Source organism: Vibrio sp. R10-SG3-ISO3, from assembly GCF_059834225.1.
The window spans coordinates 52,949-78,031 of sequence record NZ_JCBDHE010000044.1; the positions used below are offsets into that span (position 1 = coordinate 52,949).

Consider the following 25,083-nt stretch of genomic DNA (forward strand, 5'->3'; position numbering starts at 1 on the left):
GATTATTTCCCCCAACGCCAATGCAAAATACGTCCCTCTGGCGGCACATCTTGTTCATCGTGGGTGACCAGTAGCGTGGGGATGCGCGCTTTGCTTAGCTGTGAAAAGACCCAGTCACGAAACTGGACTCTGAGTTGTTGATCGAGTTTGCTAAACGGCTCATCAAGTAGCGCCAATTTAGGCTTGGCCAGCAACATGCGGATCAGGCTGACACGAGCACGCTGACCACCAGAAATATGCTCAGGATATTGGTTCGCTAACGCGTCCAAGCCGACACTCTGAAGGGCTTGCAGTGCGTCTTTTTTTCGTTGCTGACCTTTAATTTGATTGGGCAGAGCAAAGGCGAGGTTTTGCCAAACATTAAGGTGAGGAAACAAGAGATCATCTTGAAATAAAATCCCTACTTCTCGCTGGTGGGCCTCAACCTGATTGATCTCTCGCTCATCAAGAATGATCTCTCCTTGCGCCTGAAAGTCATCACTGAGGTGACCCGCAATCAAATTCAGTAGTGTCGACTTTCCACAGCCGCTAGGGCCCATGACACAGACGACTTCACCATTTTCTATCGTTAAATCAAGGTCATGCAGTAGTGCCTCTCCTTGTCGATTATGGATGGCGAGGTTTTTGAGATAGAGCGTCATGAGTGGAATCTTCCTTTACAGCATTGGATGTGATAGTGGCGCTTACGGCGCTTTCTGATACTCGGCGTGTTGTTCTCCGGGTGACAGCGCGGCTCAACAGCAAGGCACCACTAAAAAAGACAAAGGGTAGTAAGGCTTGCCAGATTGCGTAAATGGCGGTGACACGGCGATCAAAGCCACTGGAAAGTGCCACAGCTTCGGTGGTGATCGTCGCGATTCTACCTGCGCCGAGCATCAAGGTCGGTAAATACTGGGCGAGGCTGACACTGGCCCCCACCGCCCAAGCGTAACAGATTGCAGGAAACAGCAGTCGCGCCTTGATGGTGAAAAAGACGCTCAGTGGCGACTTGCCCAGTGACAACGCTGCCTTGGTATAGTTGAGATTGTAGCTTCTCCAAGGCCCATCGAGGGCGAGGTAGACAAAAGGAAACGCAAAGAACACGTGTGCCCAGACTGTCCATACCCAGTAGAGGTCACTGTTGATCGATAGGGTGACCACTTGTAAGCCGAACAAGATAGAGAGCTGTGGGACCAACATCGGCAAGGCGATGACAAATCCAGGCACATGCAAACGCGATCGCAGCCGGTACTCATGGCACACCAAGGCGGCTATTAGGGCAATGGTGGTTGCGGTAAGCGCTAGGAGTAAGCTATCGCTGATGGTTGGCAACACGTTCTGCCACTCATTGTGCCAAAATCGGCCACTCCAAGACGTGGGCAATAAGTCCGGAAAACGCCAACGCTGTGCGACGCTCCACACCAGCATGATGGGCAGCATTGACGCGGCAAGCAGCGCACTTAGGGTACACACAGATTTGCCAGGTAAAGCCAATCCGGCGCGGCCAGAATATTGCCAGCCAGACCAGAATTGCGTGATCGCTTTTTCAATCACGACCACGGCAAGCAGCAAACTTGATGCGATGGCAAACAGGGTGACGGCGCCCGCAGCGGCGCGAGGTAAGACGTTGAGATCAGGATCGTTAAACCACTGCCAAATCATCACCGCAAAGGTGGGCGGGTTGGTGGGCCCCAAAATCAGGCTTAAATCGACTACGGATACGCCGTAGGCGATCACGGCAAACAGAGGGAAGCGCATTTTTCTCAGCCATTGTGGTAGCACCACTTTCCACCACATTTGTGCGCACGAATATCCGAGCGAATGAGACACCTGGGCGAGCTTAGGAAGGTTAAGCTGGCCAAGTACCGGGATACTCATTAAGAGTAAGAAGGGCACCTCTTTGAGTGCGAGAGCTATCGTTAGGCCTGTGGCGTAAGGGTCATGGATCAACCATGCTGCATTGTGCGTATCACTGCTCATCATCAACCATTGATTCGCCCATCGTGCCAGCAAGCCGGTCGGTGAGAAGAGAAAGGCAAAGCCAATGGCAAACGCGACGTGGGGCATCGCCAATAAGGGGGAGAGCAGCAGTTCTACCTTGCGCCAATGTTTGTTCATCCACAAACTTTGTAAGATAGCAAAGGTGATGGCGCAGGCAAGATAGGTACTCACCAGTGCGCTGGTCAGGGTACTGCCGATGGCGCGTCCCACTCCCGGCCATTGCAACACAGTGTCATACGCAGCTAATGTGATTTGGTCAAAGCCGATGACCGGCATATACCCCAAAGAAGAGAGCATCACACCCAATATGCCGGGCATAATGGGCATGATGCAGATCAGTAAAACAATGAAATACGTCGCTCTAAACATCTGGCTCTCGTATTGGTTTGCTGGCTACTGGCCGTAGCGTTTCTGCCACTCGACTTCGAGTGCGGATTGCCAACTTGGGTGCGGCTCCGCCACAGATTTAAACAGCGTTGTATTTTTCGCGCTGCCCTGTAACACCTCATTCTTAAGCACTGACGGATCGCCCCACACATTCAAATCTCCTTTGCGTGATTGCGCTTCTGGGCTGAGTAAGAAGTTAATCGCCACCTTGGCGCCCTCGGGCGCATTGGCGTTCCAAGGAATCGCTAAGAAGTGAATGTTAGACAAGGCGCCGCTCTCCATCGCATAGGCCGCCGTGGTTGGGGCCAGCTTTCCGCTTGCTTGAGCGGAAAAAACCGCATTGGGATTAAAGGTAATCGCCAAGTCTAACTGTCCGTCGTCGAGCAATTGCAAAGTCTCTGCGGTACCTGATGGAAATTGCTTCCCTTGACGCCACGCAACCGTATGAAACTCATCGAGATATTGCCAAAGTGATGCCGTCACTGCATCAAACTGGGCCTCAGACACGGGCTTGGCGAGCGATGGATCATTGTTAGTCAGTTCAATCAACAGCGCTTTTAAAAAACTTGTGCCGTGAAATTCGGGTGGGCGAGGGTAGCTGACACGATTAGGGTAGGCCTTAGCGTAGCTTAGCAGTTCATTAAAAGAGGCGGGCGGATTATTCAGTGTGGTGGTGTCATGGATAAACACCAGCTGTCCTACCCCCCAAGGTGCTTCAAGGCCAAGTGTTGGCTCTGAAAAATCACTGTCAACGGGCAGTGATTTATCGACATACTGCCAATTGGGCAGCGATTCAACAAATGGACCATAAAGCAGAGCGTTGTTTTTCATCGATTTAAAGTTTTCACCGTTGATCCACACCATATCAACGCTGCCCCCGCTGTTTTTGTCTGCCGCTTTTTCAGCAATCAGGCGAGTCGTGGTCTCGGCAATGTCCGTCACTTTGACGTGTTTCAGAGTCACGCCGTATTGACGCTCTAGTTCAGAACTTGCCCAGCGCAAGTAGTTGTTGATCTCCTGGCTGCCACCCCAAGCATGAAAATAGACAGTTTGCCCTTTGGCTTTTTCAACTACCTGATTCCAGTTGTCGGCCGCTAGGCTACTAAACGCCACAAGAAGCGAGGTGAAGAGTGTGATAAACCTTGTCATGAGTATCCTTTCTGATGAACGTATTGAATGGTTGCGATAAACAAGTAGACCGGAGCCGCATTGCGATTCATTCATTATGAACGAAAAAAAACAAAAGTTTTACGGGCGAAAGAGAAATGTGGGTTAAATCAAGGCGCTGCGTTGGAAATAAAACTTGCGGACAATAAAAAGCAGCGCTTTGAGCGCTGCTTATCAATACACGTTGATGAGCGTGATGTGTTAGAACTTGAAACGCGTGGTAAACATCAATTGGTCGCCGTAGAAGTCGTTGATTCGAGCTTCTGCACCGAGAGAGAACAATTCGGTGGAGTGGAAACGTGCGTAGACAGAGCCTAACCATTGGTCTTTATCGTCGAGCGATAAGTAACCGCCGCCACCGCCGACTTCAAGTTGTGGCCCAAGCCACTGACGAACGCCTAAGTTAAGCTGCATGCCTGTTTCAGTGCTCTTGTTGTTGCGACCATTGAAATCCACCATACGGAAGAGCATCGAACCGGTCAGATCCGCCCAGTTGTTGATCGGTGCGTGAAAGCCAAGACCGACCGCTGAGTCGTAATCGCCTTCAAACTCTGAGTCAATGCGAGCAATAAAGTGTGCGTTAGGGTGGATGGACTTGCTCACGCCACCGCCGAAGGTCACTGGGCTTGCGCCGATACGAGCTTCGAAGTAGTCGTAACTAAAGTTACTCATAACCGCTGGGCTGTTTGGGTCCTCAGCAAATGATTGGCCAGATGCAAGCACTAGCGCCGCTGCTAAAATTGTTTTACGCATAATGGACGATAAACCTTTATCTTGTTAATTTCCTTGGTCTTTAGCGAGAGTGTCGCTATGACGATGTGTCAACATAATAATGCATCATAGCGAATGCCACTACACTAAATGTCATTGTTTTGTCGATATATCTAGCATTTAGCAAGTGATATGCCAAGATTTAGCCAGTGAATGGCTAACGTGGTCGTTTATTCACCCAAGTCCAAACGGTTTTTCGCTATCGCGGCAAAGATGGCTTCTGTATCGAGCGTCGATGCCCAGTGGAGCGGATTGGGCTCATTGTCGATTACAAATTGGGTGAGTTGCTCTTTGATCACGCTTCGCAACTCCTCTCCGCGCCAGGGCTTCGCGATGTAAAAGTCGAGGCTCGAGTGATTAATCGCTTCCACGGTATCTTCTAGCCCCGCTTGTCCGGTGAGAAGTAATTTTCGCGTCGACTTTGTCTCTTCTTGCTCATTCAATTCAATCAGGAACTGGATGCCCGTCTGCTCTGGCATAATGTGATCGCAGAGAATCAGCGCCAAACGGGTACCTTCTTTAGCCGCCGACTGAATGATCTGTTTGGCTTCTGAGACCGACTCTGCCGCCTCGAGTACAAACGTCTCTTCAAAGCAATCCAAATCTTGCACTACGCTATCGAGGACTTCTCGCTCGTCATCCACGCACAAAATGAGATAGTTGTTCATACATGAGTCCTTGTTGTGTGAGACATGGGGTTGACTGGCAGCCAAACCGACATCTTAGTATAGGGGGCCAGCTCTGGGTGATGGTGGCACTCCTCTTCGGTGAGTGAGACCACGTCTATCCTGCCCCCGTGTTGCAGGACAATTTGCTGACAGACCGATAAGCCAATACCTAGGCCAAAATTGCCTTCTTTTTTGGTGGTGAAATTGAGAGTAAAAATTTTATCCAGTTGCGCTTTGGGAATACCACATCCGTTGTCTTTAAACGCCACTTCTAGCCAGTTGTCGTCATGAAGGGTGGTGGAGATCTCCAACACACCTTTGGCAGGAAAGACATCAATCGCGTTGGAGATAAGATTGGTCCACACTTGTTGCAGCGCGATAGGCTGACAGGAAATGAGAGGGATGTCGCCATAGTGCTTTTCAACATGATGGAATTTTAATTTGTTTTCAAAGATCACTAAGGTGTCTTCCAACCCTTCGTGTATGTCACTCAAATGAAAAGATTCATCATCGGGTCTCGCGTAACCTTTCAGGCTCTTGACCATATCTGCAATACGCTGCGCGCAGACATGGATTGAGCGCAGGGTAGCCCCCGTCAATTGATAGGCTTCGAGATCGGTGAGTTGGCTTAGGGTCTGCTGCGGGTGACGTTTTGCGCGCGTTAACCACTCTTCATCCTCATTAAGCCCTAGCTTGACCAACTTTTTTGCCACGCGGCGATCAGAGACGCGCTTTTCAGCGGCGGCGGCGAGCTCGCGCTCTTGTGAGGTGGATCGGGGCCGTGCAGTCAGGGCATGAGTGAGAATCTCGCTCCCCAATGCTTGTATCGGCTCGTCCCCTTGATGGGCGATCAACTGATGGATTTTGTCAGTGATGGTATCTGTGCCGCGCAGTATTGCGGCAATCGGGTTATTGAGCTCATGGGCAACCCCTGCAACAAGTTGTCCCAACATGGCCATTTTTTCTCTTTCGATCAGTTGTTGGTGGGCCAGTTCCAGCGACTCCAGGGTTTTTTGCAACTCAAGTTTGGTGGTAATGCTGCGTTGCAAACGGCGATTGAAATGGCGCAGTAGTAAATTGGTAAATAGTGGCAGCAGCGCAGTATTGGAGTGCATGACTTTGGCGAAGACGTCACGATCGAGTTTGATGACTTCTGTTTTCGTCAAAGTTATGGCGGTCGAGAATGACGCTTCGCCGGTGACAAAGGACATCCCGCCCACGATGCTGCCTTGGCTGTGTCGGACGACTTCACGCTGAATGCCGAGATCATCTTTTTTGTACAGTGCCACTTGGCCTTCGGTGATGAACCACAGAAAGCGGTTTTCCTCGCCTTCTTTGGTTAACAGATGGTCGGCGGAGTAGGTACGACATGCGTTGGTATCATCTTGGTCAGCAAAAAATTCGCGCAGAGCACCGGTCACTTGTTCTGCTAATTGTTGGTCGGTCAGCGTGTGGTGATCGCTGATAAAGCCCTCGCGATAGCTTCGCATCTTCTGATCGATGTGGGCGCGAAGTAGGCGGTGTTGGTCGAGAACTTGGCTATAGCTGAGCAGATTGTCGCGATCGTTTTCGAGCACGAATGTGGTCAGTTCTTTCAATGCGGTACGCTCGACCACATTATCTTGCAAAGGCTTGGTTAAGCAGTGGTCAAGGCGGCCATCATTGACTGCGGATAAAATGGCTTGAATATCCTGCCCACAACTGACGAGCACTTTTCTTGCTAAGCGTGTTTGAGGGGACTTATCAAGGTGAATCAAGAAGCTGGCGCCATCAAACTGCTCATGGTGACTGGCGATCACTAACGCCATCTCCTGTTGTCTCTCGATGCAGAACTCGAGAATCGAGTGGGCGTCCTCGATGGTATCGGCAGTGTAAATGTCGAATTTAGGCGCAAAGGTCGCAAGTTCACGTCGCAGGATTTCAACGCTCACAGGGTTGTTGTCAAGGCACAATAATGCGTAATGATTCACGGCGTTTTCATTTTTTGGAAACCAACACATGATCCACTGTAACAAGCCTTACCAAACCATGTTGAGAGCTGAGTAATAGAATCTTTGCCAAAATCGAGAGAAAGACAATACTCTGATTTATCTCAATGTTTTTTGGTGTAGACTTGGGACAAATCTCCTTATCGGACACGTACATGCATCAGCTTAAAAAGATTGGCGCCATCGGTGGTGCCATTTCTCTCGCCCTTTGTTGGCCATTGGCCGTGGGGCAAATTGGTCAAAATGTTATTCAAGATGGCATTCGTCACCTAAACAGCGCGGCCATCAGTGCCGACGTCGTCAGTTACGATAGAGGCTACCTTTCCTCAAAGGTGACCACCCGCTATGTGATTCACGATCAAGAGCTCGCAGCCCAAATGGCTCAAGATGGCTTACCCAGCGAGTTTATCGTTCACAGTGATTTGACTCATGGCTTGGTGAGCCTTGACGCCGATTCGGTCATCGAAGGGCTAGAAGCCATTCCATTGACGCTGCACACCTCAACCCAACTCAACGGCAATACTCGTTATACCGTATCTATGGACAGTTGGAATTATGTCGCGCAAGGGGCCGATAATGCGGTGTTGTCGATGTCGCCATCGACGCTGAGCGGTCAGATCACTGTGCTAGGTGAAGTGAGCTACGAGCTGGATATGCCCGCTGCGGATATCGACTTTAACCACGGCGAGTCGCTGCATATTGTGGGTTTAAAAGGCAGTGGAAGTGGTAAGAAACAGGGCAGCTTTTGGTTAGGTGAGCAGACCCTATCTGTCGATGAAGTGACGTTGACGGATCCGGCTCAAGCGGTGTGGCTTGGCCTCAAGCAAGGTCAATACCGCGTCACCAGCTCTATGGACGAAGTGAATCAAACCGTCAGCAGTCAGCATGTTGTTCGTCTTAACGATGTTATCGGTCAAGAGGGCGAAGTGAAAAGTGTTGGTTTCGATCTGACTTTTGGTGGTTTAGATATGGAATCGTTCGACCATTTAGTGAATATCTATCAAAACAACCCTGTTCTCAGTGAAAATGAGATTGAGCAAGCAATTTCCCAAGTTGAGACCCTGTTTACCAAGGGGTTTTATCTCACTATGAACAAATTGGATGTCGATTTGGGTGACGGCGCAGTGTTCGATTCTACTTGGACTGTGGCAGTACCAGAAGGTACCTCTGGCATCTCACAAAACCCTATGATGGTAATCCCAGCGTTGACGGGCGAGATTAATACCTTTTTCTCCAACCAACTTGTTGAACAGTATCCGTTTATTAAGCAGGGTGTTGATGAAGCGATTGTGATGGAGTTTATCTCACAAACCCAGCAAGGCTACCAAATCCAAGCCACCCTCGAGCAGGGGAATTTGGTGTTTAACAATGGCCAGAAAATACCCTTGATGACTTTGTTTCTCTCTGCAATGATGCAGCCATAGTTAGGAAAACAAACCACTAAGCAAGAAAAGAGGTCGTAACACCTCTTTTCTTGCTTTTTATCTCGCAGAAAACGTGTTATTAATCCTAGCAATCTCTCAGAATGATCAAGGAATGTGAAATGGACAACGTATATAACTTCAGTGCAGGTCCAGCGGCGCTACCTAAAGCCGTGATGGAAAAAGCGCAAGCAGAATTTGTTAACTGGAACGCGCTTGGCACTTCGGTTATGGAGATCAGCCATCGCAGTAAAGAGTTTATTCAAGTCGCTGAGGAAGCTGAGCAGGATTTACGTGATCTGCTTAATATCCCAGACAACTACAAAGTCCTTTTCTGCCAGGGTGGCGCGCGCGCTCAGTTCGCTGCTGTACCGCTTAACTTGCTCGGTAATGCGCGAAAAGCCACCTACATCGATGCCGGTTACTGGGCACAAAGTGCGATAGAAGAAGCGCAGAAGTACTGTGATGTTGATGCATTCTCTGCAAAAACAGAGAAAGACGGCAAACTTGCTGTTGTCGCCGCGAGCGAGTGGCGTATCGATGCAGACAGTGCTTATGTCCATTTTTGTCCTAACGAAACCATCGATGGTATCGAGATCAGCGAACTGCCCGTGACTGACAAGCCGATTGTGGCGGACATGTCCTCCAACATTTTGTCACGTGAGATTGATGTGTCGAAATATGGGGTGATTTACGCAGGCGCGCAGAAGAACATTGGCCCAGCCGGTATCTGTATCGCGATTGTACGTGATGACTTACTGGAGCTTGCCAGTGAGGTGCTGCCAAGCTTTTTAAACTACAAAATTTTGGCGGAAAAAGAGTCGATGTTTAATACACCGCCGACGTTTGCTTGGTACCTCTCTGGGTTGGTGTTTAAGTGGTTGAAAGAGCAAGGGGGCGTGGCGGCTATGGAGAAAATCAACCAACAAAAAGCCGCGACACTCTACAACTACATTGACCAGTCAGATTTTTACATCAACAACGTGCATTCCGACAACCGTTCACGCATGAACGTGCCTTTCCAACTGAAAAAGCCGGAGTTGGACAGTCTGTTCCTAGAGCAAGCGAAAGCCCGCGGTTTGGTCGCACTCAAAGGTCACCGCGCGGTCGGAGGGATGCGTGCATCGATCTACAACGCGATGTCGCTCGAGGGTGTACAAGCCTTGGTGGACTTTATGGCTGAGTTTGAAAAAGCCAACGCATAACGGTATTTCTACCGCGTTGCTTAAAATAGAGATTAAAAAAAGGGGCGTTTGCCCCTTTTTTTGATCATCATTTATTAGCGGTGTTTGGGTTTTCGCTTGCCTTGGCCATTGGATCGGCCTTGCTCTGCAATCACATGATCGCGTGAGGCTTTACCCGCTGGCGCTTTGCCTTTCTTATTTCCGCTGTTTTTACTCGCTTTACCTTTTTCACTGCCATGCATTTTTTCAAAGCCAGGCTGAGATTTCGTGTGCTTAGTAGCAAAGCGATTGGAGCCGTGACGTCCGGACTTTCTGCGTTGTGCAGGCGTCTGGGCGGAAATGTCTTCAGCCGGAACGAGACAACTCGGCTTGTCACCGATCAGGTGCTTTTTACCCATGCTGATCAGCGCTTCACGAATCAGTGGCCAGTTTTGCGGATCGTGATAGCGCAGCAGAGCTTTGTGCAAACGACGCTGGCGCTCTCCTTTCGCAACGGGCACCACTTCACGCTGCTTATATTTAACGCGCTTGAGTGGATTCGTCTCTGAGTAGTACATTGAGGTCGCATTACACATCGGTGATGGGTAGAAGTTCTGCACTTGATCGCACTCAAAGTCATTCTTTTTCAGCCAAAGGGCGAGATTGAGCATGTCTTCATCTTCTGTGCCAGGGTGGGCGGAGATGAAGTAGGGAATCAGATATTGCTTCTTGCCTGCTTCTGCACTGTATTTTTCGAACATCTCTTTGAAACGGTCGTAGGCACCCATGCCCGGCTTCATCATCAGATCAAGCGGACCTTTCTCGGTATGCTCTGGTGCAATTTTCAGGTAGCCGCCCACGTGGTGCGTAACCAACTCCTTAACGTACTCTGGGGATTCAATCGCCAAGTCATAACGCACACCAGAGGCGATCATCACCTTGTTGATCCCCTCGACTTTGCGCGCCGCGCGGTAAAGGTCGATGGTGTGCTTATGGTCAGTATTGAGTTTATTACAGATGCCAGGGAAGACGCACGATGGACGACGACAGTTGATTTCCGCTTTCGGATCGCTACAGCCGAGGCGATACATGTTAGCCGTAGGGCCGCCCAAATCAGAAATAGTTCCGGTAAAGCCAGGCACTTTGTCTCGAATTTCTTCCAACTCATTCAAAATAGACTCTTGAGAGCGGTTTTGAATGATGCGGCCTTCGTGCTCGGTAATGGAGCAGAATGAACAGCCGCCAAAACAGCCACGCATGATGTTGACTGACGTCTTGATCATGTCATAGGCAGGAATTTTTGCTTTGCCGTACATCGGATGAGGCACGCGTGCATAAGGCAGACCAAACACGTAGTCCATCTCTTCTGTGGTCAGAGGAATTGGCGCTTGGTTGACCCATAGCTCTCGGTCACCGTGTTTTTGAATCAGAGCGCGTCCTGAGTACGGGTTTGTCTCAAGGTGCATGATGCGACTGGCGTGCGCGTAAAGTATGCGGTCATTGTTGAGCTTTTCAAAATGAGGCAGGCGTACTGCGGTGGTTTTCGCATCGTGGCGCGAAGGGCGAATCGTGATCGGTTGTGGCTTTGTCTCTTCTTGTTTCGCTTTGGTGTCGCACTGCTCTTCCACCACGTAAGGGTTTGGCGGAATAAACGCCTCTTTACGGGGCTTCTCAATACGTGATGAGTCGATGATGGTGTAACCTTCTGGCTCGGCCGCCAAGTTCACCGCGGTACCACGAATATTGGTCATATCCGCGATCGCTTCGCCGTCGGCTAAACGGTGTGCGACTTCAACCAGTGCGCGTTCTGCGTTACCAAACAGCAAAATATCGGCTTTGGCATCAAACAAAATGGAGCGACGCACTTTATCTGACCAGTAGTCGTAGTGCGCAAGGCGACGTAAGCTGGCTTCAATACCCCCCAGTACGATAGGCACACCTTTGTAGGCTTCACGACAGCGCTGCGAGTAGACCAGTGTGGCACGATCTGGGCGCTTGCCCCCTTCGTTGTTTGGGGTATAGGCGTCATCATGGCGTAATTTGCGATCCGCTGTGTAACGGTTGATCATCGAGTCCATGTTGCCAGCGGTGATGCCGAAAAAAAGGTTAGGTTTGCCAAGCGCCATAAAGGCGTCTTTGGTTTGCCATTCTGGCTGAGCAATAATCCCGACACGAAACCCTTGGGCTTCCAAAAGACGCCCGATGATGGCCATACCAAAACTGGGATGATCTACATAGGCATCGCCTGTGACGATGATGATGTCACAGCTATCCCAACCTAAAGCATCCATTTCCTTGCGACTGGTCGGAAGGAATGGCGCGGTGCCAAAACACTCGGCCCAGTACTTTTTGTGTTGGTGAATCGGGGTAATATCGTTGAACATATTTTGCTCTCTGTGCCAGGGAGCGCGAATTATAGCGGCTTGTCATTCATCTATCTACCTCAACATAGCCCTCATTTTTTTACGTATAAACACGGCAGGTTAACGGATAATTTCGTGCATCCAGCCTAAAATTAACCTCATCAACATAAACCACACAGGTGTTTACGAGCATGGAAGAGAATTTTCAAGTGCATGCGCTTGAAACCACAGCAGAGCCTTCTAATCACCCCAAGTACAGCACGTTTGATTGGCGTTTGGACCTTAACAACCAGACCTTTAGTTGCGATCCCGATGCGATGCAGCTGTTATTTGGCCAGAATGTGGCGAGCGTTTCGGCGAAGCAGTTATTCAAGCTGCTTCCTACGTTACACCGTAAGCGCTGTCAGAGTGTGTTCAAGTCGGTGCTGAAAACCGGTGAGATGGACAGGTTCCATTGTTGTTTGCTGATCCCTCATGCCGTGTTCGCTTACGTTGAGTTTGACGTCAACAGAGAAGCGACCAACGTGCTTTCAGGCTGCTTTTCTCCACGTCTGGTGATCGGTTCCCGCTCGGACGCCAGGGACCTGTTCTGCTCTGCATTTGAAAACGAGACGCGCGGTGTGGTCATCACCGACGCGCAAACTCGCATTTTGGCGTGTAATCGTCGCTTCGAACAAAATACTGGCTATTTACTCAATGAAATTGTGGGTTTGAAAACCAGTATTTTTAATGCCGACAAGTTGAGTGACGAATTTTATGAAGCGATGTGGGCGAGTGTAAATCGTTGTGGGGCGTGGAGCGGACCGATCATCACCTTGAAAGCGGATGGCTCCACCGTGCCACAAGAGCTCTCAATTACGGCGATTGAGCGATCCAGTGGCGAGCGTATCTATATTGGTGTTACGTCTGATCTCTCCAAGCAGCTCGATAAAATTGATGGCTTGGAAACCGATGGTATTGATCTACTGACCTTATTACCCTCTCGAGACAGTTTCATTGCCGAACTGGAGCAACAATGTGAGCAAGCGCCGGATGCGTTGAATGCGGTGATGTTGGTATTGCAGCCAAAGTTTCCTGCCGACAAAGCGCACCAAGTCAAAAAGCAATTTGCCAGTTATTTGATTGAGAGCACCAAAGTGGCAAGCTGCGGCTATTTGGGTAATGGTCGTTTTGCGGTGTGTTTGTCGATAGCGGAATCCACCGCCGAAGAGCGAATTCGAGAAGTACGCAAAGCGGTGAAGAACTTTTTTCACCTTTTCAAGCGTGCCCAAGGAGAGATTGCCTTGGCATTGCGTGACGGATTAACCGGGGTATCGGTACTGGGGGTCGATGCGAATAACCCTTCGCGTTTGATTTCCCATGCGACTCAGGCGTTACTGGAGCTGAACCAGAGTGAAGGCAAACGTATTGCGTTTTTCGACCGAGAGATGCATCAAGCACAAGAGCGCAAGAAAGCGTTGGAGGAGTTCGCGATCAAGTGCGTGAAAGGTGGTCTGGTGGATGTCCACTTCCAGCCTTTGGTGGATATTAAATCGGGTCAGATTGATAAGTTTGAAGCGCTGTGCCGTTTTCCAATCAATGATCAATTGAACACTAATACGCAAGAGATGGTGAGTGTCATTGAAGACCTTGATTTGATCGTTGAGCTCGATGATATGATTTGCCATCGAGCAATGTCGATGCTGCCCGAATTACAAAAGCGCTTTGGCGCTCAAGTGGGCTTGTCTGTTAACCGCTCCCTCAACTCAAAACACGATATTGGTGAAGTCTTGGGCCGTACGGTGCAGATGGTGGACAGATTGAAAATTGACCCTGATCGATTAACCATCGAGTTTACCGAAAGCGCCTATTTTGAGAGTGACAGCTATCAAGAATCGATGTTGTCGGCGATACGAGAGGCAGGTGTGCTCATCGCTGTGGATGATTTTGGCACAGGTAGTGCGTCATTTGAGTATCTCAATCGCAGCTATTTTGATGTGTTGAAGATTGATCGGGTGTTTGTGAGTGGTATCAGTGAAACCAGCCGTAAGTACCATTTAGTGGCTTCCATCACTAAGCTAGCACAAAAGCTTGGCCTCAGGGTCGTGGCAGAGGGGGTGGAAACGGAACAAGAGTACCAGGTGATTGCCAGTCTCGGCGTCAATTATGTTCAAGGTTACTACTTTTCAAAGCCGATGAGCCTCGATGACCTTAGATTGGTTGAGGACTACTGCCAATTGCCCGATGCGCCACGTTCAAGCAGCGGTGAGCCATCATTAGCGGATTTGGTATCGCCCAACGTCAGCCACCTTAGCCCTACGGTGGCGCTGTCACTGATTTATCAGAAATTTCAGGACAAAACGATACAAGCCTTACCTGTGATCGATGAAGGGGAATGTCTGGGTGTGATCGAGCGCGCTTCGATGAATTTACACCTGACGCCTACCATGGGCACCGATTTAGAAAGCAGCAAAGAGCGCAACATGTGGCTGAAAACCGCGAACCGTATTATGTCGCCGCCTGCGGCGATCATCTATTGGCAAACCCCGCTCGATAGTATGGCGGCACTGTTGGAGCAGTACCCGCACTTTCCCTGGGTGTTGGTCGACAAGGATGGCACGTTCAAAGGCATTGTCGAGCAGCGCACTGTATTGAAGCATCTCACCAGTCTGTTATGATTCGCGCCTTGTTCATTCAATTATCTGACAGATTATGATTCCTGATTTGCTTGCCTCTTTCGCACCGATGTTGCTCGGCGCGCAATTGATCTTAACCCTTATTCTCGTTAAAGGGGACATCTGCCCGGGCCAGCGTGGGCGTATTCATAAGGTATTACCCGCGATCGCGATTTTGTGGTTAGCGGTCGCCTCCTTACGTATTGAAGCCATGATGGTGGTGTTCGCTATCGGCTATTTCTATTCTCAGGTTCAAACTAAGAAAACACGAGTGCAAGGACCGTTATGGGTGATGTACTTGGCGAATGGTTTAGCGCTGGCTTACGTTGGAATCATGATCACTGAACAATCGAGCTTTGCCTCTGGATTGAGTGTTTTGGTTCAGATTGTGTTGCTAGGCGGATTGTTTGCCCATTTGCTGTTGACGGTGGCAAAAACGAGATTGCAAGCGTTTCATCGAATTTTACCTGTCGCGGGGGTGGCTTCTGCGATGATGATGAGCATTGCTGTGCTGCTTAAAGCGTCGGCATTGGACGAGCAGACACTCACCATGGCAACGCAGCCGTTGATGGTCAGTTTTGCGCTGCTTATCAGTGCTGTGGTGGTCTGGAGCTGGCATATGTTGCTCAGTAAAAGCATCACTAAGCCGCAGTTGGCGGTTGCACTGGTGATGCTGCTGGGTGCGGTGACGGTTAACCAGGGCTTATTCGTTCTTTAGTCTCGGTCACTGTTATTTTTCTGCTGAAGGTCTAAGCTTGTGTTATCAACACGACAAAGGAGCGCAGCGATGGATCTTAGTAATGTTGGCCGTTTCAATAGCACGATTTTACTTGGTATCGTGAACGAGAAACTGAGACTGGAATGTGACAGTCTCGAAGAGTTGGTAAGCACCTATGAAATGGATGCAGAGACAGTGATTGGCAAATTGGATGTGCTTGGCTACCAATATGACCCGCTCACCAACCAGTTCAAGTCGAACCAACGATAGGACTTCACTCAATTCAGCGTCGATGTCGGTTCAATGCTTGACAGCGAAGCCAGGTATCGGCGCGACGAACTGTCTCGGTGTAACCTTTAGAGGTTACACCGTTTTTATGCCCTCTAAATGACTTTTCGACTGTTGCCGAGCGGTATGGAAAAACGCTTGTAAATAGCGTTTGCCCTTATCACTGTCTCTGGTAGCCGCGAACAGTCGACGCCACAGTCCGGATCCCAAAGGAATACTGGTGATCAAACCCTGACGAGAAAACTCACTGATTGCCCAGTTAGGTAACGCCGCGATACCGAGCCCCGCGGACACCATCTGCACCAACATCAGCGTATTGTCTGCTTGTTTCCACTTTGCCGGCTCCACCCCTGCCGGAGTCAAAAAGTGTTTCACTACATCTAAGCGTTTTTTCTGCACTGGATAGGAAATCATGGTTTCGCCTTCAAGATCGCGTGGCTCGATACGGGTTTTTGTCGCAAGCGGGTGCGTGGTCGAGGTGATCAAGCGCATTTCGAAGTCGAAGAGTGGTTCATAGTGAATTTCAGAGCGTGGTTGAATATCTGAAGTAATGACCAGATCCAACTCGCCACTGATCAATGCGGGTAGGGGTTCAAACGAGAAACCCGATGAAAAATCGAGTGTGACACTGGGCCATGCAATTTGATACTCACGCAGCGCAGGCATCAACCACTGAAAGCAGGAGTGGCAGTCTATCGCCATGTGCAGGCGTCCGTTGACGTCTTCTTTGAGGCTTGCCAACTCATTTTCTGCGCGCGCAAGCTTGGGCAGAACCTCATCGGCGACACGAAGTAAGATTTGTCCTTCAGAAGTGAATTTCACCGGACGAGTTTTACGCAAAAAGAGCGGACTGCCTATGCGAGACTCCAGATCTTTGATTTGATGAGAAAGGGCCGATTGGGTCAAGTGCAGTGACGTTGCGGTTGCGGTGAGTGATCCGGTATCTCGCAGTGATACTAATGTTTTCAGATGCTTAAGCTCAATCATTAATTTATTTCAACCTTTCCCTGTCTCAGATGAGTAAAACTAACTTACTCGTTTTTTATGGATGTGTAAACATCTAGACGTCCAAGTTGATTTAATATACATACTATAACAACAACGCCGACCCAATGGGTCGGCGTTGTTGTCGTAGGGATTGGTTTACAGTACTTGACCATTCACCGTGACATGAACGTCAATGTTGCCACGAACGGCGTTGGAGTATGGACACACTTGGTGAGCGATTTTCGTCAGTTCTAGTGCTTGCGCATCGTCGAGAGCGAGTGCGACGTTCAAGCTCACGGTGAGTGCAAAGCCACCTTGCTCATTTGGACCGATACCGACTTCAGCGGTCACTGGCGCTTCTTTCAATGTGACCTTGCCTTCACGCGCAACGTGGAGCAGAGCGTTGGAAAAACAGGCTGCATAACCTGCGGCAAATAGTTGCTCTGGGTTAGTCGCCGCACCGGTGCCGCCCATCTCTTTCGGATAAGCAAGGCTAAGCGAAAGTAGACCGTCGTCAGTTTGAACCTGACCGTTACGGCCAGCAGATGCGGTTGCTTGAGTTTTGTAGAGTGTGCTCATGGGTATCTCCTTGGTTATTTAAGTTGTGCGCAATCTAATTGTTTGCAATCATATATCGAACCCAAGTTGTTTTGCAACTATATTGTGCGCAATTTATTTTTAAGGTGAATGCTATGGACACTTGTCATGTGACGCCCCCCTTGAGTGATGAGGATAAAATAAAACTCGAGAATCAAGTCTGTTTTCCACTATACAGTGCGGCTAACGCAGTTGGCCGAGCATACAGACCGCTACTGGATGCATTGGATCTCACCTACGCGCAATACCTAGTGATGATGGTGCTGTGGGAGCAAGATGGCGTCAGTGTCAAAGAGCTGGGTGCTCGGTTATACCTCGATTCAGGGACCTTGACGCCACTGTTAAAACGTTTGGAAAGTAAAAGGTTTGTAGAACGAGCGCGCAGTGAGAATGATGAGCGCGTGCGGGTCCTCAATCTCACCTCGCACGGAAAAGCGTTGAAGCAGCAAGCCCTTACCGTGCCCTCTGCGCTGTCATGTAAAATCAATTTACCCCTGGAAGAGATGGTGATGCTCAAGCAGCTATGTGAAAAAGTGCTTGAGCGTCTAGGTGAGTGAGGGAGAACGCCTCACTGCGTATCGTTACAACACTTCTTCTTTGTAAAAGAAACGGTTGAGCACACTCGCCAAGGCCTCTTTGGTTGCTGGCTTGGTGAGGCGACCATCCATCAGCTTGGCCATTTTCGTGACACTGGCGCTCTCTGCCTCTCCGCTGAGCGCAATAATAGGAATGCTTGGGTAAGACTCCTTGATGCGTCTCGAGGCTTCAAAGCCATCCATGACCGGCATCTGGATATCCATAAACACCAACTCAACGGGATTATCGTGAATGATGTCGAGCGCGGTTCGACCGTTATTTGCCATAATCACTCGATAGCCCAGTTGTTCGACGTACAGTTTGACTAACGCACGTTGCACTTCTTTATCATCGACCACCAACACCACTGGCGCACCCGGAGCGGTAGGGCTCGAAACCACTTGGCGATCACGCGGTTTTACTTTATTTGTAGGCTCAGCGGCGGGCGTTGATTTATTCGGCGTGACGACAGGCTTTTGCGTGGTGGGGGGAAAGCTCAACGTGAACTCGGTAAATTTGCCTTGTTCTGAGCGGCACTGAATTGTCCCACCAAACGCTTTCATCACGCGTTGACAATAGCCCAGACCTAGCCCACTACCACCACTCTTACGGTGACTGAAGAAATCATCAAAAATACGCTCAAGAAGATCCGCTGGAATACCTGGGCCTGTGTCGGTAACAACGAGTCGGTTGTCGTTCTCCCCTGGCACGGTTTCAATGGTGATGTGGCTATCTGGGTAAGAGTCAAAATAGTAAATGGCGTTGCGAAGGAGATTGAAAATCACAAAGTTAAACAGTGTCTCGTTTACCTTAGCGACAAAATCTTGATTCAGTTTTAGGTGGACACGGCGGCGAGTGGGTTCATCGTCAAAGCCATAGTTTTCGACAGCGCTGCGCACGCAGGCGCTGATCGATGTTGCCAACGCGGGCTCTTGATCCAGCGAGGCACTGTTCACCTCTCGCAATATGATATCGATCAGCTGGCGACCACGCAGGACGGCTTGCTTGCCGTTGTCGACGTGTGTCATCAATTCAAAATGGGCGGGCAAATGGCGAATTTTTAAGTTGAGATGCTCAAACTCATACTGCACTTGGCTGAGTGGGTTACGCATTTCATGTGCAATGGAATTGGCTAATGCCTGAGACTGTTTGACCTTACGTTCGTAGTTGATGTGCGCTTGAACTTTGGAGAGCACCCGTTGCAGCGCTTCAAGTTCCTCATAGGAGAAGTTTAATCCGCCATCTTTCTCACTTGAGACCAAGACATGCGACAGTTTATTTCGACCTTCATAAATAGGCAGAACTAGGGCGGATTGTGTCTTTTTCATCGCTGAGCGAACTTGACTCAGTTTGCTACTGCCACTTTTTGCCATCGCTTCTTCCACCTCATCGAGCACAAGTGGTGCGGTGTGGGTTTCAAAGTAATCACGGTAAAAGCTTGCTCCTTGAAAGTCATCCAACAAGCGCAGTTTATTTTCAGGTACATCGAGGTAGCGTGCGAGTTTGTCCATCGCTTGCGTTGGTGAGTGATGAAATTCGTTCTCCAACTTGATGATTTTTTCCACTGGAGACACCGGATCGCCATACACAATATAGCTAATGGAACGTTGCAAGCTGCGGTAAAGTTTGGACCAAGATAAGCCAACAATCGCGACTATGGTGACCACCTCAAACGCGTGTGAATCATCAAATATGGGCAGTAAGGTGATGGCAGAAAAATAGACGAACAGCGTCACGGCGAAGCTCAAACCGATATACAGAATATAGCGCGAGCTATAAAAGCGAGAGGTGAGCAGCGCGTAGCCCATGAAGAGCATTTCGCTGACAGAGAGTGCAGGTGGTAGCCAAGTCAACGAGAAGTCATTGAGGAAATAAGTAAAGCCAAGCTGAATGACCGCCGTTGAGCACATAAAAATGGCCATGCCAAGAATCATGTAGTTGATTCGAGTTCGTTGAATACGGTTTTCGCTTGCCGTTAGAGAGAGCAGATTGATAAACGTCAGCACCACCAAGGTGGTCAAACCGAGGAAAAAGGGCTGAGTATACGGACCAAACTCTAATACGAACTGACTTGGGCCTGAAATAGAGGCGCCTTGTACGGTCAAATCCGGTAAAAGGTTACAAGCTAAACCAAAAGCAAATACGCTCCATGCCACAATGGATTGGAACACGGGGACGCGTTTACTTGCGTAATAGGTGCGCAGCTTAGCGGTAAAATGATACGCAGAAGCGAAGGCGACTAGCGCAGAAATATTGGCGACAATCGCCATTAAGACCGCCGCTTTCTCACCGAGCAATGGCAGCAATCCGGTATGAAAGTAGTAGTTACTAAGAATCCAAATAAACAAGCCAAATGTGTAGGTCACATAGTAAAAGTAGCTGTTAAGACTGCTTGCACCGTGCTTTTTATACAGTGAGTAACAGAAGTAACTAGACCAAGTCAGTACCAACATCGCTGTCATAAACAGCACGATGGCCTTGGGGTACATAAGCTCTTGAAGGACAAAATTAAGCATGAGTTCTGGATTTCACCATGGGTTGACGTTGTTGTGATTGCGCGTTGTTTTTATCGTTAGGTTGGCAGTATCGATGACCGCTCTGATTGTGATGATTCGCGTCTGTTCTGGAGAGCTCTGGAGTGCTTAGTTTTTGGTAATCATAGTACCTCAGTTCACCTTGTGGGAGGGCGAGTGAATCAAAATAAGCGCGGGAAGAGAGTTGTTGCTCTAGGGGTGGTGAACCATCATACGAAAGGCAGAGTTTTAAAGCGCGTACACGACAATCCAGTGCTTTTTGAAAAAACACATTCGCCTCTTCGGCATAGTTTTCTTCTACCTGATAAAACCAAGCATGTTTTGCTTCCTCTTTAGAGACGGACGCAGAAATTGGTCTCACCGATAGGGGGCTGTTTGCTCGGGAGCGGTTGGTCGCCATGACGTTGTCGTATTTATTTTTATGTGAACACTCTTGTTGTTGCACATAATTCACACTAATGCAACTTGGTTAATATTCTGGTTGGATCTTAATCCCAAGAAATGATGAGCGTGGTTCGATGCGCGATGCAACAAAATCTGGCTTGCGATAATTTTGTGACCTAACGCTATTTAAGTGTTGGGTTGTTGATTTAATTATCAAAATGACATTATTCACTAAAATCGGACGATTTTTTCACAGAACTTTGGCATGATTGATTGCTAAGTTGCGGTGAAATCTATTTATAATTCTGATACTTAGCGTTTCGTTACTGTTGACTTTCTCGCCAAGTGATAGGCAGATAGATAAAAAAGTTGGCGAAAATCAGAAGCTTGGCATACACTTTTCAAAGTAACGCCGATATGTTGTTGATTGGCTTACCGAAAGTACTGAGTGTTGCCTTGGCGCAACTATGTTTAACACAGCTTTGAGGAAAGTTTTATGGCGCTCACAAAAGCCGATTTGGCTGAAAACCTGTTTGAAAAGCTTGGATACAGTAAACGGGATGCCAAGGAAACGGTTGAAGCGTTTTTCGAAGAGATTCGTAAAGCTCTAGAAAGTGGCGAACAGGTAAAACTGTCAGGGTTCGGAAATTTTGATCTTCGTGATAAGAATGAACGACCAGGTCGAAACCCGAAAACTGGTGAAGACATTCCTATCAGTGCACGCCGTGTAGTCACCTTCCGTCCCGGGCAAAAACTGAAAGCCCGAGTTGAAAACGTGAAAACAGAAGGTTGATCTGACAAACAGCGCCCTGTGCGATGATGGCAGTCCGAATTCCATAAAAAATCCCCAAGTCTTTGACTCGGGGATTTTTGTTTTTATGCCATGGCGATACAAGAGTGGGGGTTAGTCGCGCTTCCACAGGATGTGGCAAAACTTATGTTCTGGATCGCGGCTGACTAATAGACGTGCGAATACGTCATCCAACACGTCATTGTCTTCATTGACGAGTCCAACCCGAACCTCTGCATACGTCTCTTTGTCGACATCAAAGCCAACATGGCCCGCCCAATCTTCTCCGGTTTCAACCAGTTCGGCAGCACCACGGTCATCAAATTGCGCCGTAAACAGAATCACATCTGCGGGCTCAAGATTATCGGGAGCCATCTCTAGAAAGATGTCGTAGGCCGTGTCAATGGTGTCATCGTAAGAAATGAGATCAGACATATTACGCTCGGCTTGTGTATTTACGTTCAGCAGTGTTGATGATGACGCGATCGCCAGTGGCTATGTACTCAGGTACTTGCACGACAAGGCCAGTCGAGAAACGAGCAGGCTTGGTGCGAGCAGATGCTGACGCACCCTTGATCGATGGGTCGGTCTCTTCAATCACAAGTTCAACTGAAGCGGGCAGTTCAAGTGCAACCGCATTGCCGTTGACTAAAACCACGTGTAAGCCTTGAATCTCTTCAGTGATAAATAGCAAGTCATCTTCGATATCATCGCGTTTAAAGGTGTACTGAGTGTAATCTTCATTGTCCATGAAAATGTACTCGTCACCATCAACGTATGAGAATGCTGCGGCGCGTTTGAACATGTCGACAGTGTCAAGTACGTCATCGGACTTGTAGCGCTCATCAACGCGAGCACCAGTCGTGAGATCAGTGCAACGCAGTTTATAAATTTTTGAACCGCCGCGACCGCCAGGAGTCGTCACTTCAATATCTTTGATGAGTAGCGTTTTGCCGTTAGATACAATCGCAAAACCTTTCTTTAGCTCACTTGCCTTAGGCATGAACGTTTTCCTTCATATGGGTGTATTTTGGCGCATTATATATCAGTTATTCTTTGAGAAGGAATAACTTGATTGCACAGAGCGTGTGAGCGATCATTAAAGTCACCATTGATTGACAATAAGTTCAGACTGTTACCGCATGCCTCTTCCCGTTATCGACCCAACTCAACCGTTCCAAGCTCGTTATCAGCCTGCAATAGGGGAGCTGATGGCCTATTTACAAAGTGGGCTGGGTGACAATCTCCACAGCGTTTATCTCTATGGCAGCGTGGCGCGTAAAACGGCGGTCGAAGGGAAGTCCAATATGGATGTCATCGTGATTACGCATCGCTCTTTTAGCGATTCGCGGTCATCTCTGTTTAATACCATCAAATTTCACTTTCAAAAGCGTTATCCGTTTATTACTGGGGTTGCTTTTAAAACTGGTTTAGCCAGTGAGGTGGCGAGTTTAGAGGGTATTCTTTCTTGGGGATTTTTATTGCGTCATTGCGCGGTGTGTATTCATGGTGAAGATCTCTCGGAGTGCTTTGGCGATTATGAGCCGAGTTGGGAAATCGCTAAGCAGTGGAACATGGACGTCGAGGATTGGATTGCCGTGTACCGCAATCGAATTGCGCGCAGCAACAAACCCGAAGACCAAAGTCATGCTCAAATCATCATCGCCAAAAAGCTGCTCCGAGCAAGCTACTCATTGGTGATGGTTCGAGACAAACAGTGGTTCGATGATCCCATTGAGTGCGGCCAGCAATTCTTACGCTACCATCCTGAAAAGCAGCTCGACATTGAGCGCTTGGGGATTTTACTGTCTGGGCGTGTTATCCCTAAACGCTCTGTGGTGGGTCTGTTGGATTCCTTTGGTGATTGGTTGGTCAAACAGTACCAAAAGACGGAATTTAAAATCGGTTAGAACAAGCCAAGTTGAGGCTCACTCAAGCGTGCAAAGTCGAGCCCGATAAAGGGCAGAATTGCATCTGCGACGGGTTTGAGTTGTTTATCAATGTAGTGCTGATAATCAATCGGACTCTTTCGATACTCTTTGGGTTCAGGCCCTTGTGTGGTGATGAGGTACTCGATTCGGCCTTTGTTTTGGTATTGCAAAGGTCGACCAAGTTGCGCGTTTATTTCATCCGCCATTCGAGCGGCTCGCACTTGAGGCGGAATGTTCTTTTGATACTCATGAAGTTTGCGCCGTAGCCTTTTCTGATACACTAACTCCTCATCAAAGCGCCCGTCTAACGTCTGCTCGACACAATCTCTAACGTATTGACACGGATCCTCACCGTGAAAGACTAAGCGATAGAGCTCATTTTGAAAGCGCTGTGCCAGTGGCGTCCAGTCTGTACGGGCGCTTTCCAATCCTTTAAACACCAGGTGTTCGTTGCTCTCGGTGACAATCAATCCTGCGTAGCGTTTTTTCGACCCTGTTTCTTGGCCGCGTATCGTTGGCATCAAAAACTTTTTGTAATGGGTTTCGTATTCCAGCTCAAGCATCGAGGTTAAACCGTATTCTTGGCTAAGATACTCACTCCACCACGCATTAATGTGTGTGGTCAGTTGCTGGCCTATAGCATCAGCTTCTTGCTGGCTTAAGCTTGTCCCTAGTGACACAAAGGTCGAATCGGTATCCCCGTAGATCACTTGATAGCCTTGGGATTCAATCAGGCGTTTGGTCTGCTTCATGATCTCGTGGCCGCGCATGGTGATGCTAGAGGCGAGGCGTGTATCAAAGAAGCGGCAGCCCGAGGAGCCTAATACACCATAGAAGGAGTTCATGATGATCTTAATGGCCTGAGAAAAGGCCTTTTCATTGTTTTTCTTCGCTCTATCGCGCGCGGCCCATAAGGTTTCAATCATGGTAGGCAGAAAGTGGGTGCTGCGGTGGAACTGGCCGCCACGAAAGCCTTCCACCGCTTGGTGGGCCTCTTTACCCACCTCAAGCTTCAGCCCTTCGACTAGCCCGATTGGGTCAATCAGAAAGCTGCGAATGATCGAAGGGTAGAGGCTTTTAAAATCCAGCACCAGCACCGAATCGTACAAACCCGGGATTGAATCCATCACATAGCCCCCGGGACTGGCTAGCCAGTTTTCAGGCTGTAAGTTGGGTGCCACGTAACCGGCGCGATGGATCTGCGGTAGGTAGAGGTTGGTGAATGCGGCGACAGAGCCTCCGACGCGATCCAACTCAACACCGGTTAACCGCGATCGTTCGATGGCAAAATCGAGCAAATGGGTATGGGCGAAGATTTTATTGACCAATACACAGTCTTGCAGGTTGTAGCGGGCGAGAGAGGGTTTGTCGTGTCGAAACATGTGGTTAATTTCATCCATGCGATCATGGACGTTGTGGATCTGTTTCCCTTCGCCAAGAAGCTCCTGAGAAACGGACTCCAATGACCAACTGCGAAAGTGGTAAGTCGCGGTTTTTAACGTGTCGATACCGTCCATGACGACGCGACCTGGGATCGAGATGAACGCTTGGCCGGTCGATGCAGATGAGCGGAAGTAGGCTTTTTGGTTGCCTCGCCCTAAGTAGAGCGCCATCTTGTGCCATTGGGCTCGTTTATCGAGCAAGCGAAAGTCAAAATCAATCACGTTCCATCCGATGACCACATCGGGATCATAGGTTTGGAACCAGTGAACCAGA

22 protein-coding genes are annotated in these 25,083 nt (G+C 49.0%); 8 read left to right on the forward strand and 14 right to left on the reverse strand.

Annotated features, from left to right (window positions below; genetic code table 11):
• Positions 1–2 precede the first annotated feature (2 nt).
• The 6 genes from AC6R1A_RS12650 to AC6R1A_RS12675 all read right to left on the reverse strand — a co-directional run bounded on the left by AC6R1A_RS12650 (position 3) and on the right by AC6R1A_RS12675 (position 6,943).
• Positions 3–641, reverse strand: coding sequence for an ATP-binding cassette domain-containing protein (locus AC6R1A_RS12650; RefSeq protein WP_500632483.1), 639 nt, complete (start codon positions 639–641; stop codon positions 3–5).
• Positions 607–2,349 (reverse strand): ABC transporter permease, encoded by a 1,743-nt coding sequence (locus tag AC6R1A_RS12655; protein WP_500632482.1) that lies wholly within the window; start codon positions 2,347–2,349, stop codon positions 607–609. The genes AC6R1A_RS12650 and AC6R1A_RS12655 overlap by 35 nt, the downstream gene beginning before the upstream one ends.
• A 24-nt stretch (positions 2,350–2,373) precedes the next feature.
• Positions 2,374–3,516, reverse strand: coding sequence for an ABC transporter substrate-binding protein (locus AC6R1A_RS12660; RefSeq protein WP_500632481.1), 1,143 nt, complete (start codon positions 3,514–3,516; stop codon positions 2,374–2,376).
• Between the two features lie 219 nt (positions 3,517–3,735).
• The gene (locus AC6R1A_RS12665; RefSeq protein ID WP_500626877.1) at positions 3,736–4,287 is read right to left on the reverse strand and encodes a hypothetical protein; all 552 of its coding nucleotides are present in this window, start codon (positions 4,285–4,287) and stop codon (positions 3,736–3,738) included.
• A gap of 188 nt (positions 4,288–4,475) precedes the next feature.
• Positions 4,476–4,973, reverse strand: coding sequence for a response regulator (locus AC6R1A_RS12670; RefSeq protein ID WP_500632480.1), 498 nt, complete (start codon positions 4,971–4,973; stop codon positions 4,476–4,478).
• A complete protein-coding gene (locus AC6R1A_RS12675) occupies positions 4,970–6,943 on the reverse strand; it encodes an ATP-binding protein (RefSeq protein WP_500632479.1) in 1,974 nt (657 codons plus the stop codon). Before AC6R1A_RS12675 ends, AC6R1A_RS12670 begins: the two co-directional genes overlap by 4 nt.
• Before the next feature lie 173 nt (positions 6,944–7,116).
• Between AC6R1A_RS12675 and AC6R1A_RS12680 the strand changes: the two genes are divergently transcribed.
• Both AC6R1A_RS12680 and serC read left to right on the forward strand, forming a co-directional pair.
• Complete coding sequence (locus AC6R1A_RS12680; protein ID WP_500632478.1) at positions 7,117–8,385, forward strand: DUF945 family protein; 1,269 nt, start codon at positions 7,117–7,119, stop codon at positions 8,383–8,385.
• A 119-nt stretch (positions 8,386–8,504) separates the two neighbouring features.
• Complete coding sequence (gene serC, locus AC6R1A_RS12685; RefSeq protein ID WP_500632477.1) at positions 8,505–9,587, forward strand: 3-phosphoserine/phosphohydroxythreonine transaminase; 1,083 nt, start codon at positions 8,505–8,507, stop codon at positions 9,585–9,587.
• A 74-nt stretch (positions 9,588–9,661) separates the two neighbouring features.
• On the opposite strand, the gene AC6R1A_RS12690 is transcribed toward serC, so the two are convergent.
• Positions 9,662–11,929: a YgiQ family radical SAM protein gene (locus AC6R1A_RS12690; RefSeq protein ID WP_500632476.1), complete on the reverse strand. Its 2,268-nt coding sequence runs from the start codon at positions 11,927–11,929 to the stop codon at positions 9,662–9,664.
• 170 nt (positions 11,930–12,099) lie between these two features.
• Between AC6R1A_RS12690 and AC6R1A_RS12695 the strand changes: the two genes are divergently transcribed.
• The 3 genes from AC6R1A_RS12695 (at position 12,100) to AC6R1A_RS12705 (ending at position 15,550) form a co-directional block, all read left to right on the forward strand.
• Entirely contained in the window at positions 12,100–14,565 is a 2,466-nt protein-coding gene (locus AC6R1A_RS12695; RefSeq protein ID WP_500632475.1) for an EAL domain-containing protein, read from the forward strand.
• Between the two features lie 34 nt (positions 14,566–14,599).
• Positions 14,600–15,280 carry an HI_1241 family integral membrane domain gene (locus AC6R1A_RS12700; RefSeq protein WP_500631589.1) on the forward strand — a complete coding sequence of 227 codons (681 nt, stop codon included), beginning with the start codon at positions 14,600–14,602 and terminating at the stop codon, positions 15,278–15,280.
• A 69-nt stretch (positions 15,281–15,349) separates the two neighbouring features.
• Positions 15,350–15,550, forward strand: coding sequence for a DUF4250 domain-containing protein (locus tag AC6R1A_RS12705; protein ID WP_500632474.1), 201 nt, complete (start codon positions 15,350–15,352; stop codon positions 15,548–15,550).
• Positions 15,551–15,643: 93 nt separating this feature from the next.
• Here AC6R1A_RS12705 and AC6R1A_RS12710 read toward each other — a convergent pair whose 3' ends face one another.
• Both AC6R1A_RS12710 and ohr read right to left on the reverse strand, forming a co-directional pair.
• A complete protein-coding gene (locus AC6R1A_RS12710) occupies positions 15,644–16,555 on the reverse strand; it encodes a LysR substrate-binding domain-containing protein (protein ID WP_500632473.1) in 912 nt (303 codons plus the stop codon).
• Positions 16,556–16,711: 156 nt separating this feature from the next.
• Positions 16,712–17,134 carry an organic hydroperoxide reductase Ohr gene (gene ohr, locus AC6R1A_RS12715; protein WP_500632472.1) on the reverse strand — a complete coding sequence of 141 codons (423 nt, stop codon included), beginning with the start codon at positions 17,132–17,134 and terminating at the stop codon, positions 16,712–16,714.
• Positions 17,135–17,247: 113 nt separating this feature from the next.
• Between ohr and ohrR the strand changes: the two genes are divergently transcribed.
• Positions 17,248–17,709 carry a transcriptional regulator OhrR gene (ohrR, locus tag AC6R1A_RS12720; RefSeq protein ID WP_500631586.1) on the forward strand — a complete coding sequence of 154 codons (462 nt, stop codon included), beginning with the start codon at positions 17,248–17,250 and terminating at the stop codon, positions 17,707–17,709.
• A gap of 24 nt (positions 17,710–17,733) precedes the next feature.
• On the opposite strand, the gene AC6R1A_RS12725 is transcribed toward ohrR, so the two are convergent.
• Positions 17,734–20,244 (reverse strand): response regulator, encoded by a 2,511-nt coding sequence (locus tag AC6R1A_RS12725; RefSeq protein WP_500632471.1) that lies wholly within the window; start codon positions 20,242–20,244, stop codon positions 17,734–17,736.
• Complete coding sequence (locus AC6R1A_RS12730; protein WP_500632470.1) at positions 20,237–20,707, reverse strand: hypothetical protein; 471 nt, start codon at positions 20,705–20,707, stop codon at positions 20,237–20,239. The genes AC6R1A_RS12725 and AC6R1A_RS12730 overlap by 8 nt, the downstream gene beginning before the upstream one ends.
• 435 nt (positions 20,708–21,142) lie before the next feature.
• Here AC6R1A_RS12730 and ihfA point away from each other — a divergent pair, with 435 nt between their 5' ends.
• A complete protein-coding gene (gene ihfA / locus AC6R1A_RS12735) occupies positions 21,143–21,439 on the forward strand; it encodes an integration host factor subunit alpha (RefSeq protein WP_334550680.1) in 297 nt (98 codons plus the stop codon).
• Between the two features lie 111 nt (positions 21,440–21,550).
• Here ihfA and AC6R1A_RS12740 read toward each other — a convergent pair whose 3' ends face one another.
• Together AC6R1A_RS12740 and yeiP are read right to left on the reverse strand one after the other, a co-directional pair.
• Positions 21,551–21,871, reverse strand: a complete 321-nt coding sequence (locus tag AC6R1A_RS12740) for an HI1450 family dsDNA-mimic protein (protein WP_334550678.1) — start codon at positions 21,869–21,871, stop codon at positions 21,551–21,553.
• 1 nt (position 21,872) lies between these two features.
• Positions 21,873–22,439 carry an elongation factor P-like protein YeiP gene (yeiP, locus tag AC6R1A_RS12745; RefSeq protein WP_334550677.1) on the reverse strand — a complete coding sequence of 189 codons (567 nt, stop codon included), beginning with the start codon at positions 22,437–22,439 and terminating at the stop codon, positions 21,873–21,875.
• 139 nt (positions 22,440–22,578) lie between these two features.
• Here yeiP and AC6R1A_RS12750 point away from each other — a divergent pair, with 139 nt between their 5' ends.
• Positions 22,579–23,346, forward strand: coding sequence for a nucleotidyltransferase domain-containing protein (locus tag AC6R1A_RS12750; RefSeq protein WP_500627956.1), 768 nt, complete (start codon positions 22,579–22,581; stop codon positions 23,344–23,346).
• Here AC6R1A_RS12750 and AC6R1A_RS12755 read toward each other — a convergent pair.
• A partial coding sequence (locus tag AC6R1A_RS12755; RefSeq protein WP_500646185.1) for a DNA polymerase II occupies positions 23,343–25,083 on the reverse strand: 1,741 nt, incomplete at its 5' end. The genes AC6R1A_RS12750 and AC6R1A_RS12755 overlap by 4 nt on opposite strands.

What these genes read in the sequence shown, in the direction of transcription:
- AC6R1A_RS12710 (WP_500632473.1), bottom strand. Translation starts at nt 16,555, where the DNA reads ATGATTGAGCTTAAGCATCTGAAAACATTAGTATCACTGCGAGATACC.
- AC6R1A_RS12665 (WP_500626877.1), bottom strand. Translation starts at nt 4,287, where the DNA reads ATGCGTAAAACAATTTTAGCAGCGGCGCTAGTGCTTGCATCTGGCCAA.
- AC6R1A_RS12700 (WP_500631589.1), top strand. Translation starts at nt 14,600, where the DNA reads ATGATTCCTGATTTGCTTGCCTCTTTCGCACCGATGTTGCTCGGCGCG.
- ihfA (WP_334550680.1), top strand. Translation starts at nt 21,143, where the DNA reads ATGGCGCTCACAAAAGCCGATTTGGCTGAAAACCTGTTTGAAAAGCTT.
- AC6R1A_RS12690 (WP_500632476.1), bottom strand. Translation starts at nt 11,929, where the DNA reads ATGTTCAACGATATTACCCCGATTCACCAACACAAAAAGTACTGGGCC.
- AC6R1A_RS12680 (WP_500632478.1), top strand. Translation starts at nt 7,117, where the DNA reads ATGCATCAGCTTAAAAAGATTGGCGCCATCGGTGGTGCCATTTCTCTC.
- AC6R1A_RS12750 (WP_500627956.1), top strand. Translation starts at nt 22,579, where the DNA reads ATGCCTCTTCCCGTTATCGACCCAACTCAACCGTTCCAAGCTCGTTAT.
- AC6R1A_RS12705 (WP_500632474.1), top strand. Translation starts at nt 15,350, where the DNA reads ATGGATCTTAGTAATGTTGGCCGTTTCAATAGCACGATTTTACTTGGT.
- yeiP (WP_334550677.1), bottom strand. Translation starts at nt 22,439, where the DNA reads ATGCCTAAGGCAAGTGAGCTAAAGAAAGGTTTTGCGATTGTATCTAAC.
- AC6R1A_RS12660 (WP_500632481.1), bottom strand. Translation starts at nt 3,516, where the DNA reads ATGACAAGGTTTATCACACTCTTCACCTCGCTTCTTGTGGCGTTTAGT.
- AC6R1A_RS12740 (WP_334550678.1), bottom strand. Translation starts at nt 21,871, where the DNA reads ATGTCTGATCTCATTTCTTACGATGACACCATTGACACGGCCTACGAC.
- ohr (WP_500632472.1), bottom strand. Translation starts at nt 17,134, where the DNA reads ATGAGCACACTCTACAAAACTCAAGCAACCGCATCTGCTGGCCGTAAC.
- AC6R1A_RS12670 (WP_500632480.1), bottom strand. Translation starts at nt 4,973, where the DNA reads ATGAACAACTATCTCATTTTGTGCGTGGATGACGAGCGAGAAGTCCTC.
- AC6R1A_RS12655 (WP_500632482.1), bottom strand. Translation starts at nt 2,349, where the DNA reads ATGTTTAGAGCGACGTATTTCATTGTTTTACTGATCTGCATCATGCCC.
- serC (WP_500632477.1), top strand. Translation starts at nt 8,505, where the DNA reads ATGGACAACGTATATAACTTCAGTGCAGGTCCAGCGGCGCTACCTAAA.
- AC6R1A_RS12695 (WP_500632475.1), top strand. Translation starts at nt 12,100, where the DNA reads ATGGAAGAGAATTTTCAAGTGCATGCGCTTGAAACCACAGCAGAGCCT.
- AC6R1A_RS12650 (WP_500632483.1), bottom strand. Translation starts at nt 641, where the DNA reads ATGACGCTCTATCTCAAAAACCTCGCCATCCATAATCGACAAGGAGAG.
- ohrR (WP_500631586.1), top strand. Translation starts at nt 17,248, where the DNA reads ATGGACACTTGTCATGTGACGCCCCCCTTGAGTGATGAGGATAAAATA.
- AC6R1A_RS12725 (WP_500632471.1), bottom strand. Translation starts at nt 20,244, where the DNA reads ATGCTTAATTTTGTCCTTCAAGAGCTTATGTACCCCAAGGCCATCGTG.